General features: G+C 57.4%; 20 protein-coding genes and 2 tRNA genes. 17 read left to right on the top strand and 5 right to left on the bottom strand.

The window, feature by feature from the left end:
- Positions 1-3 precede the first annotated feature (3 nt).
- The 4 genes from HY282_14185 to HY282_14170 all read left to right on the top strand — a co-directional run bounded on the left by HY282_14185 (position 4) and on the right by HY282_14170 (position 3,368).
- A complete protein-coding gene (locus tag HY282_14185; protein ID MBI3804900.1) occupies positions 4-630 on the top strand; it encodes an O-methyltransferase in 627 nt (208 codons plus the stop codon).
- A gap of 446 nt (positions 631-1,076) precedes the next feature.
- Positions 1,077-2,006 carry a hypothetical protein gene (locus tag HY282_14180; protein MBI3804899.1) on the top strand — a complete coding sequence of 310 codons (930 nt, stop codon included), beginning with the start codon at positions 1,077-1,079 and terminating at the stop codon, positions 2,004-2,006.
- Between the two features lie 26 nt (positions 2,007-2,032).
- On the top strand, positions 2,033-2,392 hold the full coding sequence (locus tag HY282_14175) for a copper resistance protein CopC (GenBank protein ID MBI3804898.1): 360 nt from the start codon (positions 2,033-2,035) through the stop codon (positions 2,390-2,392).
- Between the two features lie 4 nt (positions 2,393-2,396).
- Positions 2,397-3,368, top strand: a complete 972-nt coding sequence (locus HY282_14170) for a CopD family protein (GenBank protein MBI3804897.1) — start codon at positions 2,397-2,399, stop codon at positions 3,366-3,368.
- Positions 3,369-3,399: 31 nt separating this feature from the next.
- Here HY282_14170 and HY282_14165 read toward each other — a convergent pair whose 3' ends face one another.
- Genes HY282_14165 through HY282_14155 form a run of 3 tightly spaced genes read right to left on the bottom strand, consistent with a single transcriptional unit; the run spans position 3,400 to position 5,511 of the window.
- Positions 3,400-4,140, bottom strand: a complete 741-nt coding sequence (locus HY282_14165) for an HAD family hydrolase (GenBank protein MBI3804896.1) — start codon at positions 4,138-4,140, stop codon at positions 3,400-3,402.
- Positions 4,137-5,090, bottom strand: coding sequence for a tRNA epoxyqueuosine(34) reductase QueG (gene queG / locus HY282_14160; GenBank protein MBI3804895.1), 954 nt, complete (start codon positions 5,088-5,090; stop codon positions 4,137-4,139). The genes HY282_14165 and queG overlap by 4 nt, the downstream gene beginning before the upstream one ends.
- 22 nt (positions 5,091-5,112) lie before the next feature.
- A complete protein-coding gene (locus HY282_14155; protein ID MBI3804894.1) occupies positions 5,113-5,511 on the bottom strand; it encodes a (deoxy)nucleoside triphosphate pyrophosphohydrolase in 399 nt (132 codons plus the stop codon).
- A 196-nt stretch (positions 5,512-5,707) separates the two neighbouring features.
- Between HY282_14155 and rph the strand changes: the two genes are divergently transcribed.
- The 4 genes from rph (at position 5,708) to HY282_14135 (ending at position 7,264) form a co-directional block, all read left to right on the top strand.
- Positions 5,708-6,430 carry a ribonuclease PH gene (gene rph / locus HY282_14150; GenBank protein ID MBI3804893.1) on the top strand — a complete coding sequence of 241 codons (723 nt, stop codon included), beginning with the start codon at positions 5,708-5,710 and terminating at the stop codon, positions 6,428-6,430.
- Positions 6,431-7,027: an XTP/dITP diphosphatase gene (locus HY282_14145; protein MBI3804892.1), complete on the top strand. Its 597-nt coding sequence runs from the start codon at positions 6,431-6,433 to the stop codon at positions 7,025-7,027. It abuts the gene before it with no gap.
- Positions 7,028-7,064: 37 nt separating this feature from the next.
- Positions 7,065-7,141: transfer RNA gene (locus tag HY282_14140), tRNA-Pro, on the top strand.
- Between the two features lie 47 nt (positions 7,142-7,188).
- A tRNA-Arg gene (locus HY282_14135) sits at positions 7,189-7,264 on the top strand.
- Here the strand turns inward: HY282_14135 and HY282_14130 are convergent.
- A complete protein-coding gene (locus tag HY282_14130; GenBank protein ID MBI3804891.1) occupies positions 7,243-7,899 on the bottom strand; it encodes a hypothetical protein in 657 nt (218 codons plus the stop codon). The two genes, HY282_14135 and HY282_14130, sit on opposite strands and share 22 nt — an antisense overlap.
- Positions 7,900-8,384: 485 nt before the next feature.
- Between HY282_14130 and HY282_14125 the strand changes: the two genes are divergently transcribed.
- Genes HY282_14125 through HY282_14115 form a run of 3 tightly spaced genes read left to right on the top strand, consistent with a single transcriptional unit; the run spans position 8,385 to position 13,582 of the window.
- A complete protein-coding gene (locus HY282_14125; GenBank protein MBI3804890.1) occupies positions 8,385-10,256 on the top strand; it encodes a TonB-dependent receptor in 1,872 nt (623 codons plus the stop codon).
- A 12-nt stretch (positions 10,257-10,268) separates the two neighbouring features.
- Positions 10,269-11,159, top strand: coding sequence for a hypothetical protein (locus HY282_14120; protein MBI3804889.1), 891 nt, complete (start codon positions 10,269-10,271; stop codon positions 11,157-11,159).
- Positions 11,156-13,582, top strand: coding sequence for an EAL domain-containing protein (locus tag HY282_14115; GenBank protein ID MBI3804888.1), 2,427 nt, complete (start codon positions 11,156-11,158; stop codon positions 13,580-13,582). Before HY282_14120 ends, HY282_14115 begins: the two co-directional genes overlap by 4 nt.
- Before the next feature lie 51 nt (positions 13,583-13,633).
- Here the strand turns inward: HY282_14115 and pyrE are convergent, their stop codons facing one another.
- The gene (gene pyrE, locus HY282_14110) at positions 13,634-14,212 is read right to left on the bottom strand and encodes an orotate phosphoribosyltransferase (protein MBI3804887.1); all 579 of its coding nucleotides are present in this window, start codon (positions 14,210-14,212) and stop codon (positions 13,634-13,636) included.
- A gap of 178 nt (positions 14,213-14,390) precedes the next feature.
- On the opposite strand from pyrE, the gene HY282_14105 reads away from it, so the two are divergent.
- The 6 genes from HY282_14105 to grpE all read left to right on the top strand — a co-directional run bounded on the left by HY282_14105 (position 14,391) and on the right by grpE (position 21,521).
- The gene (locus tag HY282_14105; protein MBI3804886.1) at positions 14,391-17,141 is read left to right on the top strand and encodes a valine--tRNA ligase; all 2,751 of its coding nucleotides are present in this window, start codon (positions 14,391-14,393) and stop codon (positions 17,139-17,141) included.
- 16 nt (positions 17,142-17,157) lie between these two features.
- Positions 17,158-18,024, top strand: a complete 867-nt coding sequence (nadC, locus tag HY282_14100; GenBank protein ID MBI3804885.1) for a carboxylating nicotinate-nucleotide diphosphorylase — start codon at positions 17,158-17,160, stop codon at positions 18,022-18,024.
- A gap of 1 nt (position 18,025) precedes the next feature.
- The gene (locus HY282_14095; GenBank protein ID MBI3804884.1) at positions 18,026-18,865 is read left to right on the top strand and encodes a biotin--[acetyl-CoA-carboxylase] ligase; all 840 of its coding nucleotides are present in this window, start codon (positions 18,026-18,028) and stop codon (positions 18,863-18,865) included.
- 39 nt (positions 18,866-18,904) lie between these two features.
- Positions 18,905-19,669 carry a type III pantothenate kinase gene (locus HY282_14090; protein MBI3804883.1) on the top strand — a complete coding sequence of 255 codons (765 nt, stop codon included), beginning with the start codon at positions 18,905-18,907 and terminating at the stop codon, positions 19,667-19,669.
- Between the two features lie 167 nt (positions 19,670-19,836).
- Positions 19,837-20,919 (top strand): heat-inducible transcription repressor HrcA, encoded by a 1,083-nt coding sequence (gene hrcA, locus HY282_14085; protein MBI3804882.1) that lies wholly within the window; start codon positions 19,837-19,839, stop codon positions 20,917-20,919.
- A gap of 2 nt (positions 20,920-20,921) precedes the next feature.
- The gene (gene grpE / locus HY282_14080) at positions 20,922-21,521 is read left to right on the top strand and encodes a nucleotide exchange factor GrpE (protein MBI3804881.1); all 600 of its coding nucleotides are present in this window, start codon (positions 20,922-20,924) and stop codon (positions 21,519-21,521) included.
- Positions 21,522-21,537 lie beyond the last annotated feature (16 nt).

The raw sequence follows: 21,537 nt of genomic DNA, 5'->3' as shown, positions 1-21,537 counted from the left end.
CAGATGGATATTGTCGATCCACATATCGAGGAATATTTAGAGCGTCTTCTTCCGCCGCGGGAGCCGGTGGTGGCGGAGATGGAGGCGCTGGCGGAAAAGATCCGATTTCCGATCGTCGGGCCGCTGGTCGGACGCCTTCTCCATCAGCTAACGCTCATCCATCATGCGGAGCGGATTGCGGAGTTCGGCTCCGGATTCGGTTACTCCGCTTATTGGTTCGCAAAGGGGCTTCCCAAGACCGGAAAGGTGATCTGCACGGAGGGGTCGGCCGATCGGATCGCTCAGGGAACCGACTTCCTGACCCGCGCCGGCTTGATCGATCGGGTGACCTTCCGCCAGGGAGATGCGCTGGAGCTGATAACCCCGGCGGACGGCCCATTCGACATTATTTTCTGCGACATCGATAAAGAATCCTATCTGGACGCCCTTTCCCTCGGCATCCCGCTTCTGCGGCCCGGCGGCCTCTTCATTGCCGACAATGTCCTCTGGAGCGGCCGGGTCACCTCCTCCTCCACCGATCCCGACACGGCCGGAATTCAGGCTTTCAACAAAGCGATCTATGCCCGTCCCGAGCTGACCTCCACGATCATTCCACTCCGAGATGGGGTGTCGGTGAGTATCAAACGGTAGTCTGTTTGCTTTTTTGGGAAGACTGGGAATATACTCCTAGCTATGGTTCGACCTCTCTCCCAAAAGGCGGTAATGCCGCTCCTCATTTTTGTTTATACGGCCGCCGTGATTCTCGGCACATACTGTTTCGGTCAGACGGGTGTGTCGCGCCACGGACATCATCAGTCCTCTGCCCCGGATCACCCCCTCGGGTGTCTTCTCGCCTGTGACACCTCGGTGGCGGAGAAGGTCCCTCCCGCGCTGCCCCCATTTTTTATTCTTTTTCTTGGGTTTTCTTTTCTTTTCCTCGTTTCTTTCCCCTCCCAGCGGGTGGTTTGGAAGACGCACGATCGTGCCCCTCCTCTGCTTGAAGCATTCATCTCATAAACAGGGCGATCAGCGATCTTGGGTCTTTCAGGCGGCGGTTCGGATGTGAGTCCGTCTGCCGGGATGAGGAGGAAAAATCAATGCGACGATATCGATTTGTGCTTTTTGTCCTGTTTTCCATGCTCGTTTTATCTCCACAGCTTTTGTTTGCCCATGGCGTCATCGGCAAACGCTTCGTTCCGGAATCGCTGACGGTGACCGATCCGTTTCCCTCCGATGAAGCCGATCTGCTCGCCTTCTCCCATCAAAAAGACAATGACGTTTTGAGCAATGTTTATGGTTTTGGGATCTCAAAGCGGCTGTCGCAGAACCTTTCGGTCGATCTCGATGGAGCGTATGATCAGATCCGTCCGAACGACGGCTCCCCCAGTGTGCGCGGATTTGAAAATATCGGGCTGATGGTGAAATATGCGATGCTTCGGGTGCCGGAACATGAATTTTTGGTGACCTCCGCCTTGGGATGGGAGCTCGGAGGAACCGGCACCAAAGAGATCGGAAGAGAAGCCCACAGTGCCATCGCTCCGCAGCTTCTTTTCGTCTATGGATTGGGAGACCTCCCCGACGCATTACAATATCTACGGCCGTTGGCGATCACCGGACAGGTGGGATTGAGTGCACCGGTCGGGAACCGGAGCACGGAAGCGGCTGAGATTGCCAATACCCTCAGTTATGGCTTTGTCGTCGAATATAGCATTTTGTACCTTCAATCGTTCATCAAAGACATCGGGATCGGCTGGCCGTTCAGCCGCCTGGTGCCGATCACCGAGTTCAGTTTTGAGCAGCCATTGAACGGACCGAACGCAGGCCAAACGGTCGCGACGGCCAATCCGGGGGTGATCTGGGCGGGCAAATATTACGAGCTGGGCGTGGAAGCGATCTTGCCGCTGAACGATCGCAGCGGCAATCATGCAGGGGTGCGCGGGCTCATTCATCTCTTTTTGGATGACATGTTTCCCAACAGCTATACCTGGACCCCGTTCGGCGGGGTCTTGGGGCCGACGCAACGATAAGGTCAGGAACGATGAGCGCGCATCGAATGAATATCGGATCCTATTTCGCCTCCGTCTTGTTTCTCTTGTTTTGGGGATCTTCGGTCTGGGCGCATGCTTTTCCGATGCGCTCGGAGCCGAGGGTCGGGTCGGAGGTGAAACAGTCTCCGGCCCAGGTAAAGATCTGGTTTGACGGCGACATTGAGCCGGCGTTCAGCAGCCTGAAGGTCACGGGACCGGATGGCAAAGAGGTCGATGCAAAAGATGCGAAGGTCGATGAGAAGGAACATAACGTCCTGATCGTCTCCGTCCCCCCTTTGAGTCCGGGAAAATATCGGGTGAATTGGGAGGTGGTGGCGATAGACACCCATCGGACCGAGGGGGATTTTACATTTACTGTAAAGTGAGATCATGGCGCAACCGCTTTCTCATCTGATTGATTCTCACCTCTTCAGGATGGCCCTTTTCAAATGGTTCGACATCATCGGGATCGTCCTCTGGATCGGCGCGCTCGGATTTCGCCTCCTGGTTTTTCGCCCTTCTTTAAAAGCGCTCCGCGATCCCAGTATAGAAGAGCGGCTGCGACGGGAAGAAGCGGCCTATACCGAGCCGGCGCTGCGGGGCCTTCTTGTCTATCTGATCGTCCTCCATTTCATCACCTGGGTGCATCAGGCGGAGATGATGAGCGGAAAGCCGCTCTCCGACATTCTTCCGGTGTTGCCGATTGTCCTGACGAAAACCCATTTCGGATCGATCTGGGTGATCAAGCTTTTCCTCCTTCTCTTTCTTTTTATCCTGATTCGAATCCGATTCCGATTGAGAGACCCTCTCCTCTTCGGATGTGGCCTCTTCCTCTGCGTCACGGAGAGTCTGGTGGGACATCCCTTTACGCACGGCGTCGCGCAAGGGGCGGTCTTCTCGGATTGGGTTCATCTCACTGCGGTCTCGATCTGGATCGGAGGGCTTCTCCCGCTGCGGCGTTTGGCGAGCAAAGGGGCCGTCTGGATGGCGCCGGATCGTCTGGCGCTCTTTCTCCGGACCCTCATCGGCACCTTTTCGAAGTGGGCCATCGTGGCGGTTGCCCTAATCGTCACGACCGGCAGCTATAATGCCTTTCTGTTTTTGGACCGGCATTGGATTTTTGATTTCAACTATGGGCAGGTCCTTTTAACGAAGCTGCTCTTGGCCGCGTCGGCGATCGGGATGGGAGGGGTGAGCCGGATCTACATCCTCCCTTCTCTGTATCGGGTCGAAAGATCGGCGCCCGAATTGGAGCGCCGTTTCTCTCGATTGATCCTGATCGAGGTTGGTCTCGCCACGGTGACCCTCCTTTTGGCGGCCTTGTTGACGCAGACCGCCCCGCCCCCTCCTCCCGCGCAATGATGGAAAATCTGAGGACCCTTCCTACCAAGGGCTAGATGATTTTCGACAGGTCGGCCAGCTCGGTCAGACTGTAATCGGGCGTATATCGCGCGATCGGCGGCGGCAGTCCCGTGCGGTTGATCCAGGCCGCATCCATCCCGAGCTGCTTTGCGCCGACGACATCATTCTCAAAGCTGTCGCCGACAAAAAGGGCGTCCGAGGGAGAGATGCCGATCTTTTCACAGGCGGCGAGGAAGATGTCGGCGTGCGGTTTTCGGATTCCGATTTCGGAGGAGATCAAGATCGCTTCAAAGAGATGATCGACCCCCTCTCGCGCCAGAACCCGATAAACCGTATCGGTATCGTCAAAGTTTGAAACCAGTCCGAGCCTATATCGTCTCTTCAGTTGGTTCAACAGCCGGCGGTGTTCCGGGGCGCAATCGAGGCAGAGGGCAATCTGTCCAAGGTGTGTTTCGAGAAAGCGACGATGAAGCCTCTCCCAGTCCGCTCCCCGGGGAACACCGAGCTTTTCCAAAAAGCGCTCGAACCGGGTGGCGGAAGAGATCTCCTTTTCCGATTCCTCCCGCAGGCGCCAGATCGCTTCGGTTGTTTCGACAAAGTGATCGTGAAATTCCTCGTAAGGGATGGCGGAGAAGCCGCTGAACGATTCGTATAGGAGGGGGCTCGTTGTTCGAACCTGCCGGCCGCGAATTTCAACGAGCGGAAGCCGGTCATTCCGGAACGGCATCAGTGTATCGCAGAGGTCGAACAAGAGGGCTTTGTATGGCCTCATTCACCTTCCCTTTGAGCGTGTTCGACGGCGGCGGCGTTTCGAATCAGTCCTGACCGCTTGGCGCGGACAAGCGGGGTGTGGCCGAAGCGCGCTTTGAATTGCCGGTTGTCTTCGATCGCGCGAACCTCTTCCAGCAAGAGCGATGGGCCGGCCCCCTGCGCGGCCGAGAGGCGCGCCTCATCGGTCTCGATCGGTCGACGGTTGTAGGGGCAGACCTCCTGGCAGGCATCACAGCCGAAGAGCCACCCGTCCATCTGCGAAGCGAGCGGCTCCGAAATCTCCCCTTTGTTCTCGATGGTCAGATAAGAGAGGCAGCGCCGGGCGTCGAGCCGGAACGGCTCGGTCAACGCCCCGGTCGGGCAGGCCTCGAGGCAGCGCCGGCAGCTCCCGCACTCAAAGAGGGCCGGCGTGTCTTCGTCCAGGTCGAGAGTGGTCACGACCTCGGCGAGAAAAACCCACGAACCGTAATCCGGCGTAATGAGCAGGGTGTTCTTCCCGATGAAGCCGAGCCCTGCCCGTTCGGCAAAGGCGCGCTCTAATAGGGGGCCATGATCAACATACCCTTTCCAGCAGCGTCCGCCGCGCGCTTCGATCGCGGCGATCAGCTGCGTCAGCTTCTCTTCAATGATGAGATGATAGTCTTCCCCCCAGGCGTACCGAGCGATCTTTCCTGTCAGTGTCTCTTTCGGGACGGCATCGGACGGGGGTGACTGGTAATAATTAAGGGCGAGACAGATCACGCTTTTTGCCTCCGGAAAACGGAGCCGGGGGTCGGCGCGGACCTCGGGGGATTTGGAGAGGTAGGCCATCTCTCCGGCGAAGCCGTCGGCGAGCCACGTCGAAAAATGGCGGCCGGCCTCTTCCACCGGCTCGACCGACGTAATTCCAACCCGATGAAAGCCGAGCGCCAAGGCGATTGATTTAATCTCTTCGGTGAGGGTCGATGTCATTTCAGGACTCCGCGGAACGGCGTTACGGCGATTCCCCCGTCAGCTCGGCGGCCAGCGCCTCTAAGAGCGGCCGGTTTGCCTCCGGAAAAGGAAGGGAGAGAAGCGTCTCGGGCGAGACCCACCGTAACTCTTGCGCTGCAAGCGGCTTCAGATCGTCTGAAAGGGGCCGGCAAAGAAATGCATGGAGGATAACGGTTCGATCGGGATAGGGGTGTCTCTTCGTCCAGAGGAGCCGTTCGATGGCGATCCGGGCCCCCAGCTCCTCTTCTATTTCGCGGAATAGACAAGTTTCAATCGTTTCTTCGCCATCTCGTTTTCCCCCGGGAAATTCCCACAGCCCGGCGAGGTGAACCCCTTCTTTCCGACGGGTGATGAGTACCTGCCCTTCCCGGAGGATTACCCCAATCGCCACATCAATCACCGGTTTTTCCAAGCGTCCTTCCCGCAACCTGCCTGCAAATCAATAGGGGAACTATATCAGAAGTCGAATCCGATGCCAATCCGGAGGAGAGAGGGGCTTCACGGACCCCTCCGGGCCGCTTCGATTTTGTTGATCTTTTAAAGGCCACCCGGTATAATGATCCGTTTTTATTTCCTTATTCTGACGAGGTTGCTTGATGCGCATCGATGGACGAAAGAAGAACCAGCTCCGACCGCTGAAGATCACGCGGAACTTTATCAAGCATGCCGAGGGCTCCGTCTTAATTGAAATGGGGGATACCAAAGTGATTTGCACCGCCACTGTCGAGGAGCGGGTCCCCCCTTTTATGCGCGATCAGAAAAAGGGATGGGTCACCGCCGAGTATGCGATGCTCCCCCGTTCTACGAAAGAGCGAATCTCGCGGGAGTCATCGAAGGGAAAGGTCGGCGGGAGGACGCATGAAATTCAGCGGCTGATCGGCCGGTCGCTCCGCTCGGTCATTGAGCCGACGATGCTGGGGGAGCGGACGGTCTGGATTGACTGTGATGTCATTCAAGCCGACGGCGGCACCCGCACCGCGTCGATTACCGGATCGTTCCTGGCGCTCTTCGATGCCTGTCTGTTTTTAAAAAAAGAGAAGAAAATAGAAGCGATTCCAATTCGGGATTACCTGGCAGCGATCAGCGTCGGGAAGGTGAACGGCGAGCTCTTTCTCGATCTGAACTATCCGGAAGACTCCAAGGCCGAGGTCGACATGAACGTCGTGATGACCGGGAGCGGAAAATTCGTCGAAGTGCAAGGGACCGCCGAGCAGCAGGCATTTGATAAAAAGGAGCTCGATCAGCTGTTGAGGCTCGCCACCGCCGGGATCAAAAAACTGATTGCCGGCCAGAAGAAGTTGATCGGGGAGCTGAAGTAGGTGCTTTTGGTGATCGCGACCGAGAACCGCCACAAGGGGGAGGAGCTCGCGTCAATCCTAAAACAAGAGATACCGATCGAGGTTCAAACGCTGGCCGACTTTCCGAGCGTCCAGCTTCCGCCGGAGACCGGATCGACCTATCGAGAAAACGCGATCCAGAAGGCGGTGTCGGCCGCCCGCGCAACCGGACAGTGGGCGCTGGGAGATGATTCCGGCTTGGAGGTCGACGCGCTCGACGGGGCGCCGGGTCTCTACTCCGCCCGGTTTGCCGGAGAGGGGGTCACCTATGCCGACAACCGGAGAAAGCTGCTCGAGGCGCTCGGAGATCTTCCCGATGAAAGACGGGGGGCGCAGTTTGTCTGCACGATCGCCGTCGCCGGTCCCGATGGAACGGTAGCGGTGGTGGAGGGACGTTGCGAGGGACGCATTACTCGGGGTGCGTCGGGAGAAGGGGGGTTTGGATATGATCCGATCTTTTTCCTTCCGGCCTACAATAAGACGTTCGCCGAGCTCTCTCCGGAGGAGAAGAATCGAATCAGCCATCGCGGGCGGGCGGTCCGCGCGGCGATTCCGCTTTTGAAGAAAGCGGCCTCTTGAACCAAATCGACTATTGAGGTATCTTTAATGTCGTTTTCGGGGTGTGGCGCAGCCTGGTAGCGCACCTGCTTTGGGAGCAGGGAGTCGGAGGTTCAAATCCTCTCACCCCGACCAGTTTTTTACTCCGCAATCCGCATTTCGAGATCTGCACTGCCTTTGCTGCGCCTGTAGCTCAATGGATAGAGCAGTAGCCTTCTAAGCTATTGGTTGCAGGTTCAATTCCTGCCAGGCGCACCAGTTTTCCGATCGCTCGCATATCGCGCCTGCCCCAATAACCAAAGGCCTGCCAGCCCGCTCCCCATCAGAAGCCATGCGGCCGGAAGGGGTACCGGAGAGATTGCGCCGGTGACCGTGATCCAAGAGGTGCCGCTGCCGGTTAAAAGATTGGTCAATTCGGAAGAGAAAGAAAGCGCGCTCGGCTCAAAGATCCGGCCGTCATATAAGCGAAACCGGTCTTCACTGAGTGTGGCGGTGAACTGTGCGGAGCGAAACTTTTCCGTCTCCGGAAATTTTAATTGGCCGGTCGGATCGGTTCCGAAAAAGCCATACAAGCTCGGGCCGATCCCGCCCAGATCAATCCGCTGCACCGTCCCATCCTCATGTGTGAGCACCAGCAGACTGTCTTTAAAGATCAGCGGGGTAAAAACAGGGGCGATGGGAGGGGCCGCCCAGCCGCCGTTGGCCGGAGCGCCGGTGAAATTGCCGATCGCGAAGGTGTTTTTCGAGGGTCCTCCCGCCGCGCCTCCGTTGAACAGGCCGAAACTGAGGACGCCGACGTTAATGGTGTCCGCTGAAGCGGGGGATGTCATGAGAAGGAGATGAAGGAACGATACGAACAGAGCCGACAGCAGCAATCGGTGTACTCGCCGCATAAGAGAACCCCTCCATGGAATAAGACAGATGGCTGATCGCCGATGTCTAGCGTCACACACAAAGTGATTTTTGTCAATGTAGAATCCCAAAAGAAAATATTGTTTTTACCTGTTCAATCCCTTTCGGGCTCAGGGTGACCTTTTGTCGGTCTGCCTGTTTAGAAAACAGCTTTTCTTGCGCTCACCCTCGCATACGTAATTAGTGTTACATAATAATTTATATTTTTCTGCATGATCTTACTGACCTCCGCGATGAAAATGAAACAAATCCAATTTGATAATTGACAAAATGTATCTTTTTCATTACACAATGAATGGGCCAACTGTATGCCTTCGGAAAATCAGCGCAAAGACGCTAGAAATCCAGATTGCCTTCTTCAGAAATCGAATGTCCTTTTTGGAGCTCCAATACCGTATAAGAAGCCATTGGTGGGATGGCCGGCTGAAGTGGGGTGCGGGTGAAGGGGGTCGGCGTCTGGGTTTTTATGATATGGATGATCGTGCTCGTCCCAACGACGGGAGAGGGAGCCGATGACGACCCGTTCCAGCTTTTTGAAGAGGAGGCGAAGACGACTACCGCATCCCGCCGTCTCCAGCCGACACGAGAGTCTCCCGTTGCCGTCGATGTGATCACCGCCGAAGAAATTGAAGCCTCCGGTGCGGTCCATCTCTGGGATTTACTCCGTTTCAGGGTCGGAATGGATGTCCTCGACGCACGCTCCGGCGTCGGCGGCCGTGCCATCGTTTCGGTCCGCGGTTTTCCCAGAGAGTATGTCAACAACATGCTGGTCCTCGTCGATGGTCGTTCCGTCTATTCCGCCTACTCAGGCGGGGTCGATTGGGAACAACTCCCTGTTCAAATCCAAGACATCGAGCGGATTGAAATTATTCGGGGGCCGAATGCCGCGCTCTACGGCTCGAACGCCGGACTCGGCGTCATCAACATTATTACCCACCGTCCCGAAGAAGAAAACGCACTGGCGGCGAGAGCCGATGTCGGAAATCAGGAGACCGTTCGCTCGGCCCTTTCTGTGCAGAGCCGCTTCCAAGAAGCGTTCCCTTTCCGCTTAAGCTACAGTTATCAAAGCGAGAATTTTTTCGTCACTCCTTCGGGCCGGTGGCGAGAGGATTCCCTCCGATCCAACAAGGTTAATTTTAGAGGAGGGTGGCATCCCGCGGGAGCGGAGATGGATCTCTTCTTGGGAGGATCGTGGGATGAGATGACCGTCCCACGAAGTCGAGAGGGAGAGTTCCGAACCGGCTTCGGCATGTGGCGGTTTTCAAAACAGGTGGCGTCGGATGCCTCCCTCGAGATCATGACCGCCTATACCGCTCAGAACGCCGGCGTCTATCCCGATCTGGCTCAGGTCGATTATGCGCAGTTTGATCTTGAGGCGCTCTATCGACAGGGGTGGGGCGGCGGGCTCTTCGAGACGACCTGGGGGGGAAACTACCGGCATTCCGCGGCCTCTTCTCTGGAAGTGTTTTTGGAAAAACCGCCGCAACGAAGTCGGCTTCTCCGCGGGTTTGTCCATCAAACCGCCAAGCCGCTCTATTCCGTGATTCTCGTGGGGGCGCTTTCTTATGAGGACTCGAACACGAGCGGATGGCAGCCTGCGTATCAGCTTGCCGCGCTCTGGACCCCCGTCGAACATCATACCCTCCGGATCTCCTACGCCCTGGCGCCGACCCTTCCTGATCTGTATGAACGGGGGGTTATGCAGATTCCAAGCCCCGCGGCCCATATTGTCGGGAATCCGAGCCTCCGACCGGAGCGCTTGCACTCTTACGAAGCCGGGTATCGGGGGACTTTCTTCCTCGGCCGTCTTGAATTCGAATCGAATCTTTTCTATATGAAAATTGACGATGTGAGCGCCAGCTTTGTCGAAGATCCGACGGCCATGCCGGTCATCATTTCTTTCGGCAATCGCAACCGCGCGGCGGCGCGCGGGGTCGAGACCAAGTTCGTTTATTGGCTCACCCCGGCCACGTCAACTTACGTTAACTACACGTTCGAGCGGATTGAGGATAGGTTGGACGACGTCGTCATCACCACGGCAACGCCGCGCCACAAGGTGAACCTCGGTGGAACCGTCTATCTCGGCTCCGGTTTTTCCGCCGGAATGCATGCCGGCTATAAAAGCGGGTATACCACGGCGCCTGCCAACCGAAGCCTAATTGAATCGTTCCCGGCGTATTGGCGGCTCGATGCCCGGCTGGCCTATCGTCCCATACGCTCGGTGGAGGTCGCGCTGGCGGGGCAGAACCTCCTTTCGCCGCGACATCGCGAATATATCGACTTTGACGGCCTGGAAGTACCCCGGACCTACTATGGAGAAGTTTCCGTTCGGTTCTGAAAAGGGGAGAGGATGAAACGGGCGGGTGCTCAATGGATGTTCTTCTCGATGATGGCCTTCTCGGCCATTCACCGGCCGGCGCTGGCGCGGGCCGAGGAGGTGGTTGCCATCCTCAGCTCCGAGGTGGCCGCCTATCGGGAAGCGTATGAGGGCTTTCAAGATGCCTTAGGCCGCCGTGTTCCCGCCGCGCTTCTCTCAAGAGAGGAGCCGGAGATCGGTCCCGAAACGCGGGTCGTCGTTGCGTTTGGCGGAAAGGCCGCCCTCCGCCATTATCCGAGCCGTGTGACCGTGGTCTATTGTATGGCGCCCGGAACGAAACTGGCGCCGCAGGAATTTGGTCCAAGCGTTGTCGAGATTCAGATGCTCCCGCGCGCAGAGGTAATTTTATCGAAGATCAAGGAGATTCAACCTTCGCTCAAACGGCTCGCGGTTTTCTGGTCCTCAAAGCCGTTGGAGAGTGACTTGCGAGAGCTCCAACGGGCTTCCGCCAAGGCCGGAATTGAAATTCTCTCCGAGCAGCTGGGTGATCCGAAGGATCTTCCGGAGCGGCTGCGGGCCCTCTATACCAAGATCGATGCGGTCTGGCTCACCCCCGATCCGATCCTGGTGACCCTGCGAAATTTTTCAATTCTCAAGGAATTTTCCTGGTCCAATGCCATTCCATTTTACGTGCCGATCGCCGGTCTGGTGGAGCAGGGAGCCACCGCTTCGGTCTCGGCCGACTTTCGGGAAATCGGACGAACGGCGGCGATGGCCGTCAAGCAAGTACTGGCGGATAAGAGGATTCAAGGGACCTTTTATCCGATGCAGGCGGAGGTGGTCTTGCATCCGCGGATGGCTCAATGGCTCGGTCTGGAGATCGTTCAGAATCCGCCGGAGGAACGGAAGAAAGGATTGCCGTGAGGTTAAAGACGAAGGTTTTTCTGGTATTCTTGGCGGTCGCACTGGTGTCGGGCGGGTTTTTGACCGTCCTCTCAAAGCGGGTGGTGCGTGCCATTTTAATGGATGAGGTCTCCAAGCGCGGCCTTCTGAAAGCGGTCGATCTGCCGCAAGAGGCGGCCGCCGGTTTTGCCCAGGGGGGCGAGGCCCTTTTGCTGCCGCTGCTGCAGGCGGGACTCGTCCGGACGGGCGCGCTTTATGCGATTGCGTTGAATCAGAAAGGGGATGTCTTGGCCCATACCAACGTGGTCGAAACCGGAAAGCGCTACCATGACCCGGCCACACAGGAGGCGCTTTCATTGGACCGCCCCGCCTATCGATCTTCTTCGGCCGGCGGGCAGTCGGTCGTCGACCTCTCCCTTCCGGTTTGGGCCGTTCGCCGGGCCGATTCCGGAGAAGAGTTCTTGCTCCTGGGGGGGAAAGAGACGGCGAATGAAGCGACCCGGCTGGGAACCCTTCGGCTCGGATTTCCAATGGGCGAAGCGCTCGAGGCGGCCGGAAAAGTATCGAATCAGATCATCTGGATGATCGTGGCGATGGGGGTGCTGATCCTCGGGATTATTTTTGTATTTCTTCAGGGGATCCTCCAACGGCTGCAGCTTCTTTCCGAGGGAACCCGCCGGATCAGCCGGGGAGAGTATGGGGCCAAGATTCCGGTTCTTTCGAAAGACGAGCTGGGAGATCTGGCGCGCAGTTTCAATCAAATGAGCGAGCAGTTGGCGCAACGAAACGAATTAATCCTCAGCGCAGCGGGAGAAGGAATCTATGGATTAGACCTGGAGGGAAAAGCCACCTTCGTCAATCCGGCCGCGGCGCGGATGCTCGGCTATGAAATAGAGGAGCTCATCGGAAAGCCGGTCCACTCGATCGCCCGCTCTCCCGGTGGGCTTGAGAGCTCACCTCCGGGAGGGCATCAGGCCATTTACGCCTCTTTTGCCCACACCGATGTCCATTCCGTCGCGGACGAGCTCTTTTGGCGAAAGGACAACGACTCTTTTCCAGTAGAGTATGTCGGGACGCCGATCCGCGAGCGGGACCAAATTGTGGGAGCGGTCGTCATTTTTAAAGACATCACCGAGCGAAAGACGCAAGCGGCGGCGTTGGAGTATCAAGCAACGCACGACACCCTGACCGGCCTGGCCAATCGCACCCTCCTCTATGATCGATTGGAGCAGGCGATTCTCGCCGGAAAACGGGAAGAAAAACCGGTCGCCCTTTTGGTTTTAGATCTCGACCATTTCAAAGAGGTCAATGATACCTTGGGCCACTCCATGGGAGACACCCTTTTACAGCAGGTCGGGGCGCGGATTCAGGCCGTGCTGCGGGCCTCCAATACCGTAGCCAGATTGGGAGGGGATGAGTTCGCAGTGCTTCTGCCGGAGACCGGAAGAGAAGGGGCGATCACTGCATCACAGAAAATTCTCCGCGGCTTGGAGCGGCCCTTCACGTTGAATGGCTTAAACTTCCATATCGGAGCGAGCATCGGCGTGGCGCTCTTTCCGATTCATGGAGAAGGAGCCGCGCTTCTCTTGCAGCGCGCCGATGTGGCGATGTATGCCGCGAAGCAAGAGGGGAGCGGCTGCGTGCTCTATACGGCCGAGCATGATCAATTCAGTCCGCGCCGCCTGGTCTTAATGGGAGAACTCAGATCGGCGATCGATCAGGACCAGCTCTTTTTGCAATACCAGCCGAAGGTGACGATCGCCCCCTATTGTGTCACCGGGGTCGAGGCGCTCGTTCGATGGGAGCATCCCCAGTATGGGACCAACCTTCCGGACCAGTTCATCGGAATTGCCGAGCAGACCGGGCTCATTGAGCCGCTGACCTTCTGGGTTCTCAATGTCGCGCTGCGTCAGTGTCGGGCCTGGCATGAAGCGGGAGTCAAGGTGAGCGTGGCGGTGAATCTCTCGGCGCGGAACCTCCAAGATTCGCGCTTTCCCGATGAGATCGCGGATCTGTTGAGACGACATCAGCTGGAGGGAAAATGGCTGGAGCTGGAGATTACGGAGAGTGTCATCATGTCCGATCCCGCGCGGGCGATCGCCACCCTGACCCGGCTGAATAAAATCGGGGTCCGCTTCTCGATTGATGATTTCGGAATCGGCTATTCATCGTTGAGTTATCTGAGGAAGCTCCCCGTGGAGGCGATCAAGATCGATAAATCGTTTGTTCGGGAGATGAACACGAATGAAGGAGACTCCCTCATCGTTCGATCGATCATTGATCTCTCTCATCATCTCGGTTTGAAAGTGATCGCAGAAGGGGTCGAGAATCGGGAGATCTGGGATCATTTGGCTCGGCTTCGGTGCGATGCCGCCCAAGGCTATTCGATCAGCAGTCCGGTTTCGGCAGAGGAGTTTAGCGTGTGGTTTGCCAATGCGCAATAAAACAATCAGGAAGGACCTGGTTATTGCGGAAGCGGCTTCAAAGAGAAGATGCTACTTCTGAAACCGGACCAGGCGCATCAGATCGTCGATTGTGAAAAGGGATTCGAAGCCGATTCCTTCGGAGCCGATGATCTCGGCTCCCCCTTCCTTCCGGTCGATCAGGGTGATGACCTTTAAAATCGAGTGACCCGCTTTCCTCAAGACCTCAATCGTCCGGAGGGTGGAGCCGCCGGTGGTGACGACATCCTCCACCACCACCACTTTGGCGTTGGCCGGGAGCGTTCCTTCGATTTGCTGTTCGCTGCCGTGCCCTTTCGGCTCCTTTCGGACGATGAAGGCGGGAATCGGTCTGTTTTTCAGGAAGCTGATGAGGGAGACGGCGGTGGCGATCGGGTCGGCTCCCAGGGTCATCCCCCCGATGCCATCGACCGGGAGCGTTTTGATTCGATCGAAGATCTGCTCTCCGATCAGAAATGCCCCCTCGGGATCGAGCGAGACCTTCTTGCAATCGATGTAGAAGGAGCTCATCTTTCCGGAGGTCAGTTTGAAGGTGGGGGTCTCGCTGTAGCGGAAGGCGCGTTGGAAGAGAAGACCCAGAAGCTTGTCGCGGTCGGAACGGGAAAGAAACATGCTTAATCCCTACATGATTGTCGGTCGTTTTGTCAAGCTTTTCTGTCGCGGGTTTTCTCCTGCCGAACGCCGATCGAACCCTCCTCACCGGTTCTTATTTCCCGCAGCAAGCGGTTTACAACACCCTGCCGCCATGTTAAGATAACTCCCCTGATTTCCTCTTTATTTTGGTTGAATCATGTCGAAAGAAGACTTAGAGAAGGTATACGACCCGAAGCGGGTCGAGGAGAAATGGGTCGCCTTTTGGGAGAAGGAGCACCTCTTCCATGCCGAGCCGACCTCGGCGCGCCCCCCGTTCTCCATGGTCATTCCCCCGCCCAACGTCACCGGCTCGCTCCATGTCGGGCATGCGCTGAACAACACCCTCCAAGATATTCTCGCGCGATGGAAGCGGATGCGCGGCTTTAATGTCCTCTGGGTGCCGGGGACCGATCATGCCGGGATCGCCACGCAAAACGTCGTCGAGCGGCAACTGGTGAAGGAGGGGCTTGATCGCCATCGGCTCGGACGGGAGCTCTTTATTGAACGGGTCTGGGAGTGGAAAGAGCGCTCCGGCGGAACGATCCTGCGGCAGCTGAAGCGGCTCGGCGCTTCGTGTGATTGGGAGCGGGAGCGCTTTACCCTCGACGAGGGGCTCTCCCGCGCGGTCCGAGAGGTCTTCGTCCGGCTTTATCAAGAGGGGCTGATCTACCGCGCCGAGCGGCTGATCAATTGGTGCCCTCGCTGCCAGACGGCGCTTTCCGATATTGAGGTGGAGCATGAGGAGACGCGGGGGAAGCTCTACCGGATCGACTATCCCTTGGCGGAGGAGCCCTCCCGGATGATCACCGTGGCGACGACGCGGCCGGAGACGATGCTCGGTGACACCGCCGTCGCAGTCCATCCGGAGGATGCGCGCTATTCCGATCTGATCGGAAAGAAAGTCCGGCTCCCGCTGACCGGGGCTGACATTCCGATCATCGCCGATCCGGCGGTCGACCGGACCTTCGGGACCGGCGCGGTGAAGGTGACCCCGGCGCATGACTTCAACGACGAGGCGATGGGGAAGCGACATCGGCTGCCGGTGGAAAATATCTTAACCCCCGACGGCCACCTGGCGAAGACGACCCGGACCGGCCGCTATGCAGGACTCACGATTGCGGAGGCCCGCCAGCAGGTGGTTCACGATTTGGAGCAGGCGGGGCGGCTTCACGGAATTGAGGACCACACCCACGCGGTCGGCCGCTGTTATCGCTGTAAGACCGTCGTCGAGCCGTTTCTCTCGACCCAATGGTTCGTCCGAATCAACGATCCAAAAAACTCACTGGCCCAGCCGGCGATTGATGCGGTTCGACAAAAGAAAATCCGGTTGATTCCGGAGAGCTGGGAGCCGAACTACTTCGGCTGGATGGAGAACATCCAGGATTGGTGCATCTCCCGTCAGATCTGGTGGGGGCATCAGATTCCGGCCTGGTACTGTGTGGGAAGTGATATCGGACAGTGCCGGATTGAATGTAAAGAGCCGATTGTGGCGCTGACCCCGCCGGAGAAATGTCCTCGCTGCGGCTCCGCCGAGCTGCGGCAAGATCCCGATGTGCTCGACACCTGGTTCTCCTCGGCGCTCTGGCCTTTCTCGACGCTCGGCTGGCCGGCGGAGCATCAGCCCGATCCGCAGCTGCGGAAGGAAGCGGAGGCGCTCTTAAAGACCTTTTATCCGACCTCGACCCTGGTCACCAGCTTCGACATCCTCTTCTTCTGGGTCGCCCGGATGATCATGATGGGGCTTCACTTCATGAAGGAGGTTCCGTTCCGGGATGTTTACATCCACGCGCTGGTCCGGGATGCCGAGGGGCAGAAGATGAGCAAGTCGAAGGGGAACGTCATCGATCCGCTCGAGATCATGGACCGGTTCGGGACCGACGCGCTCCGGTTTACCCTGGCGGCGATGGCCTCGCCGGGGCGGGATGTAAAGCTCGCCGAGGAGCGGATCGAGGGCTATCGCAACTTCGCCAACAAGCTCTGGAATGCCGCGCGGTTTATTCTGATGAACCTGCCGGAAGGATGGGAGGCCGCCGCTTCCGAGCCCGGTCTGGCTGCGCGGTCGCCCGCCGATCATTGGATCGTCAGCCGTCTGCACCGGACGATCGGATCGATCAACGATGCACTCGAGCGATATCGCTTCGATGAAGCGGCGCAGGCGCTTTATCAATTCAGCTGGCATGAGTTCTGCGATTGGTACCTGGAGTTGTCAAAGGTTGACCTGCAGGCCGGGAGCGAGGCCGAGCGACGGGCGACGCAGCGGACGCTGGTCGAGACCTTCGGAACGCTGCTGAGGTTGCTCCATCCAATCATGCCGTTTATGACCGAGGAGCTGGCGGTCCACTTTCCACATGAAGGGAAGAGCCTCGCCGTCGCCCCCTATCCGCTGCCTGACCCGGCCAAGCTGAATGCGCCGATCGAGGCAATTATTGAAGAAGTGGTCATCGGAAGTGTCATTGGGATTCGGAATCTCCGGGGGGAGATGAACATTCCACCCGCGGAGGCGCTGTCGGTGGAGATCAGCGCCGACAACGAGCGGACGCGCGACCTCTTTCGAACGGCTCTCCCCTACATTCAACGGCTCGCCCGTCTTTCCGAGGTGACGATCGGCGTCGATCTCCCCCTGCCGAAAATGGCGGCGACGGTTCAGACCGAGATGGTGAAAATTTATGTTCCGTTGAATGAAGCGCGACTCACCAAAGAGATCGACCGTCTGGAAAAAGCGCGGGCGAAGATCGATAAAGAGCGGGAGCCGGTCGAAAAGAAATTCGCCGATCCGAATTTTATCGCCAAGGCGCCGAAGGAGATCCGGGAGAAGCTCGAAGGGCAGCGGGCCGATCTGACCGAGCGGCAGCGGAAAGTCACCTCCGATCTCGACCGGTTCCGAAAAATGATTTCTCAGGCAGAGTGATACGGTAGAGGAAGCGATGGCGGAGGCGGTCTTCTTAAGAGAGTGGGTTGTGCGCGCCCTGGCCGAAGATCTTGCCTATGGCGATCGGACCACAGAGGCGCTTTTCCCGAATCCCTTTCCGGCGGTCGGAGAGGTGGTGGCCAAAGCGGAGCTGGTCGTCGCCGGGGTCGATGTTTTTGCCGCCGTTTTCAACGCGCTCGATCCCACCATACGGATCGATATTCAAATCGCGCCGGGTCAACGGGCAAAGCCGGGCGATTCGATCGCGACGCTCTCCGGAGACGGTCGGGTGCTCCTGAAGGGAGAGCGGACGGCGCTCAATTTCTTGCAGCGTCTCTCGGGGGTGGCGACGCTGACCCGTCGTTTTGTCGATCAGGTCGCCGGGAGCGGCGCCCGGATCGTCGACACGCGGAAAACCACCCCGGGTCTCCGGTCGCTCGAGAAGGAGGCGGTCCGGCTCGGCGGCGGATGGAACCATCGCTTCCATCTGGGGGATCTCGTCCTAATCAAGGACAATCACATCGCGCTGGCCGGAGTGGTGGCGCCGGCGATCCAGGCGGCACGCGCCGCCCTCTCACATCCATTTAAGATTGAGGTCGAGACGACGACTTTGGCCGAGGTTCAAGAGGCGCTTGAGGCCGGCGTGGAGATCCTCCTCCTCGACAACATGACCCTGCCGCAAATGAAAGAGGCGGTGGCGCTGATCCGGCGCACCGCACCGGCGACAAAAATAGAGGTCTCCGGCGGCGTGCGGCTGGAGACGGTCGCCGCGATCGCGGCCTGCGGGGTCGATATGATTTCGGTCGGCGCGCTTACCCACTCGGCGCCGGCCGCCGATCTCAGTCTTGAGATGACCCCCTCTTCCCATCCGCAAAGGAGATAGTGTGGCGTTCGATCTGGCGAAAATTGAAAAGCACTGCCGCAGCCACACCGAGGTGCGCGAATGGGTCCGTGAGGTGTTGCTGTTCGATCGGGTCGATTCGACGAACCGGGTTGCGCTGGAGCTTGCCTCACAAGGCTTGCCGGGGGGGGTCGCTATCCTCGCCGAAGCGCAGGAGAAGGGAAAAGGGCGCTTGGGGCGGAGTTGGTTTTCACCTCATGGAGTCAACCTCTACTTCTCCTTGCTGCTCCGTCCTTATCAGCCGGTCCGCGAGTTTCCCCTCTTTTCCCTGGCAACCGCAGTGGCGGTGGTCGATGCGATTGGAAAGGTCACCGGACTCACCGCTCAGATCAAATGGCCGAATGACATCCTTCTTGATGATAAAAAGGTCGGCGGGATTTTATTGGAGACGGAGAGCCGCGGGGACCAATCTCCTCCTCTGGTCGTCGGGGTGGGGCTGAATGTCAATATCGATTCAGCCGATTTTCCGGCGGAGCTCCAGGGGGTTGCCACCTCACTCAAGAGTCTCCTCGGCCAGCCGGTCGACCGGTCCGATCTTTTAATCGAGATCTTCAACCAACTCGTTCAACGCTATCCTTTGATCGAAAGCGAGAAGGCCCGCTTGTTCCAACAGCTGCGCGAGCGCTGTCAGACCCTGGGAAAGCGGGTCCATGTTCAGACGGCCCGACAGCAGTTCGAAGGATGGGCGGAGCAGGTCGAAGAAGATGGTGCGCTGGTGATCCGGATGGGCGACCGGAGCCTCCGGCGTATTTTGGTGGGAGATGTGACTCATCTTCGGGAAGTGGAAGATCCTTTCGTCGACGGGAAAAGCTCCTCTGTATAAGGGAACGGGATGCGCGCGAAGAAAGCAAAACAACCCTCACTGCTCCTGGTGATCGACGTCGGAAACACCAATGTCGTCTTCGGCATCTTTGAGGGGAAGCGCCTCGTTGGAGAGTGGCGTGTTGCGACCCACTTTCAGAAGACGGCCGATGAATATGGAATCTTATTGCTGGATCTGCTCCAACAACAAGCAATCAAGGCGGCACGGGTGAAGGGGGCGATCCTTTCAAGCGTGGTTCCCCCGCTGACGCCGGTCCTTCAGGAGATGACCCGGAAGTATTTTTTACTGGAGACGATGGTCGTCACCCCTGATCTCAAAACCGGCCTTCGCATCCGATATGACAATCCAAAAGAGGTCGGCGCCGACCGGATCGTGAATGCCTCGGCCGCCTACCGCCTCTATGGCGGTCCGCTGATCATCGTCGATTTCGGCACGGCCACGACCTTCTGCGTGATTTCGAAAGAGGGGGATTATTTAGGGGGAGCGATTGCGCCGGGGCTGATCATCTCCGCCGAAGCGCTTTTTGCCCGCGCCTCGAAACTGCCCCGGGTTGAATTGATTAAGCCGAAAGGGGTCGTCGGCCGCGACACGGTCAGCAGCATTCAATCGGGGATGATCTTCGGTTATGTCGGTTTGGTCAATGAGATCGTCCATCGAATTTATCAGGAAATCGGAAGGGACGCGCTCGTTGTTGCCACCGGCGGCCTCTCGACCCTGATTGCGCCCGAATGCAGTACCATCCAAAAAATCAGACCGACCTTGACCTTGGAAGGTCTCATGTTTATTTACAATATGAACTCATAAATCTCGCTCGATTGCAGGCGTTGATGGGGAGTTTGTAGAGATCCCGGAGCATCCCACAGAGGGCAAATTGCTTGACAGTGGAAGGGTGATCTGATAGGGTACTGGCACTCTATGGCTCAGAGTGCTAAGATAGAAATTATATACTTATCGCGGAGTTTGAAGTCTCTATGTCTCTTGATGATCGCAGCAGATTTGTTTTAAAAGCGATTGTCAGCTCTTATATCAAGACTGCGATTCCCGTAGGGTCACAGACGATTACGCGCAGTTTCGATATGGGGGTGAGTCCGGCCACCATTCGCAACATCATGGCTGATCTAGAGGCGCAAGGATTCTTGACTCAGCCGCACACTTCCGCGGGGAGAATTCCGACTGAAAAGGGTTATCGGTTCTATGTCGACACCCTTTTTCAGGGCCCTGATTTTTCAAAAGAGCGAGAAGAGCTCTTTGGCCAAGCGGAGCAGTTGGTCCAGCGCGAAACCATTCAGGCGCTCTTGCAAGACACCTCCAAGCTCCTCTCGGATGTCTCCCAATATATGGCGATCGTCACCGCCCCGAAATTCTCATCAACCCGGATTAAACAGGTTGAGTTTGTTCGTTTGAGGAAGCGTTCGGTGATGGCGGTCTGTATCTCGCAAGACGGCTTTATACAGAATAAATTTTTTGAGTTGTCGGAAGACCTGTCTCAGAAAGAACTCAACAAGGTGGCCGACATCCTCAACAATCTCTATTCAGGATTGACCCTTCAGGAGATCCGGAGAAAGCTGTTGAAGCAGATGCAAAAAATGAAAGATCTGTACGATCATCTTCTCCAAGAGACCTTTGAGCTGACACGGCGGACGTTCATGGATGGCGGAACCGGCGGGGGCGATGCAGAGCTCTACATGGACGGCGCCTCCCATATGATCGATCTGCCCGATTTTTCCGACTTTCGCGTGATGAAAGGGCTTCTCGGTGCGTTCGAGGAAAAAAAGGTGATCATTCAACTTCTCGACAAGTATATTGGAACGGAGGGGGTCCAGGTCTATATCGGCTCTGAGAATCCCATTTTGGGAAATCATCGATGTAGTTTGGTGGTCTCCCATTATAAAAGGGGAGATCAGATTTTAGGGACTTTGGGAATTCTCGGTCCGACACGGATGGAGTACTCCAAGATTATTCCGCTGGTCGACTCCACGGCGAAGAAGATCAGTCGGCTATTAGAATCTTCCCAAGAGGAGGAGTCCTCCCTGGGAAAAAGCAAAGAGGTGTGATCTTGAACCCGCAGGAAGAAGGAAGACCTACAGGACAAACAGCGCCGTCCGACGGCGGAGCCGGCTCGCAAGAGGCCTCGTCGGCAACAACATCGGATAAAACGGTGGAAGCGCTTCGCGCCGAGAGTGAGAAAAATGAACAGGCGGCCCGTGAAGCGCAAGATCGGTATCTGCGGACCCTTGCGGATTTTGAAAACTATCGTAAGCGCGCCCAGCGAGAGCAGGTCGATCAGGCCCGGTATGGGAATGAAAAGTTGATCCGAGAGCTTCTCCCGGCGATTGATAACTTGGACCGGGCGATTGCTCATTCCAGAGAGACGCGCGATTTTGATCGGATGATGGAGGGGGTGGCACTGACGCAAAAACTGCTCCTCTCCGTGTTGGGCAAGTTCGGCGTCACGCCGATTGAGAGCCTCCATCAATCGTTCGATCCCGCACTCCATCAATCGATCGGTCAGGTAGAGGTCGATGAAGGGTCCGATGCGAAGGAAAATCAGGTGGTCGGGGAGACTCAAAAAGGCTATCTTATTAATGAGCGTGTTCTCCGTCCTTCTCTGGTAACGATTGCCAAGAGGAAAACGCCTTCCTCCGGGAGCGACTGAGAGATCGGTCCTCCCG

Source organism: Candidatus Manganitrophaceae bacterium (genome assembly GCA_016200325.1).
Taxonomy (GTDB): Bacteria; Nitrospirota; Nitrospiria; order SBBL01; family Manganitrophaceae; genus Manganitrophus.
Note: the sequence above shows the minus strand (reverse complement) of the source record. Positions and strands in the feature narration are given on the sequence as shown.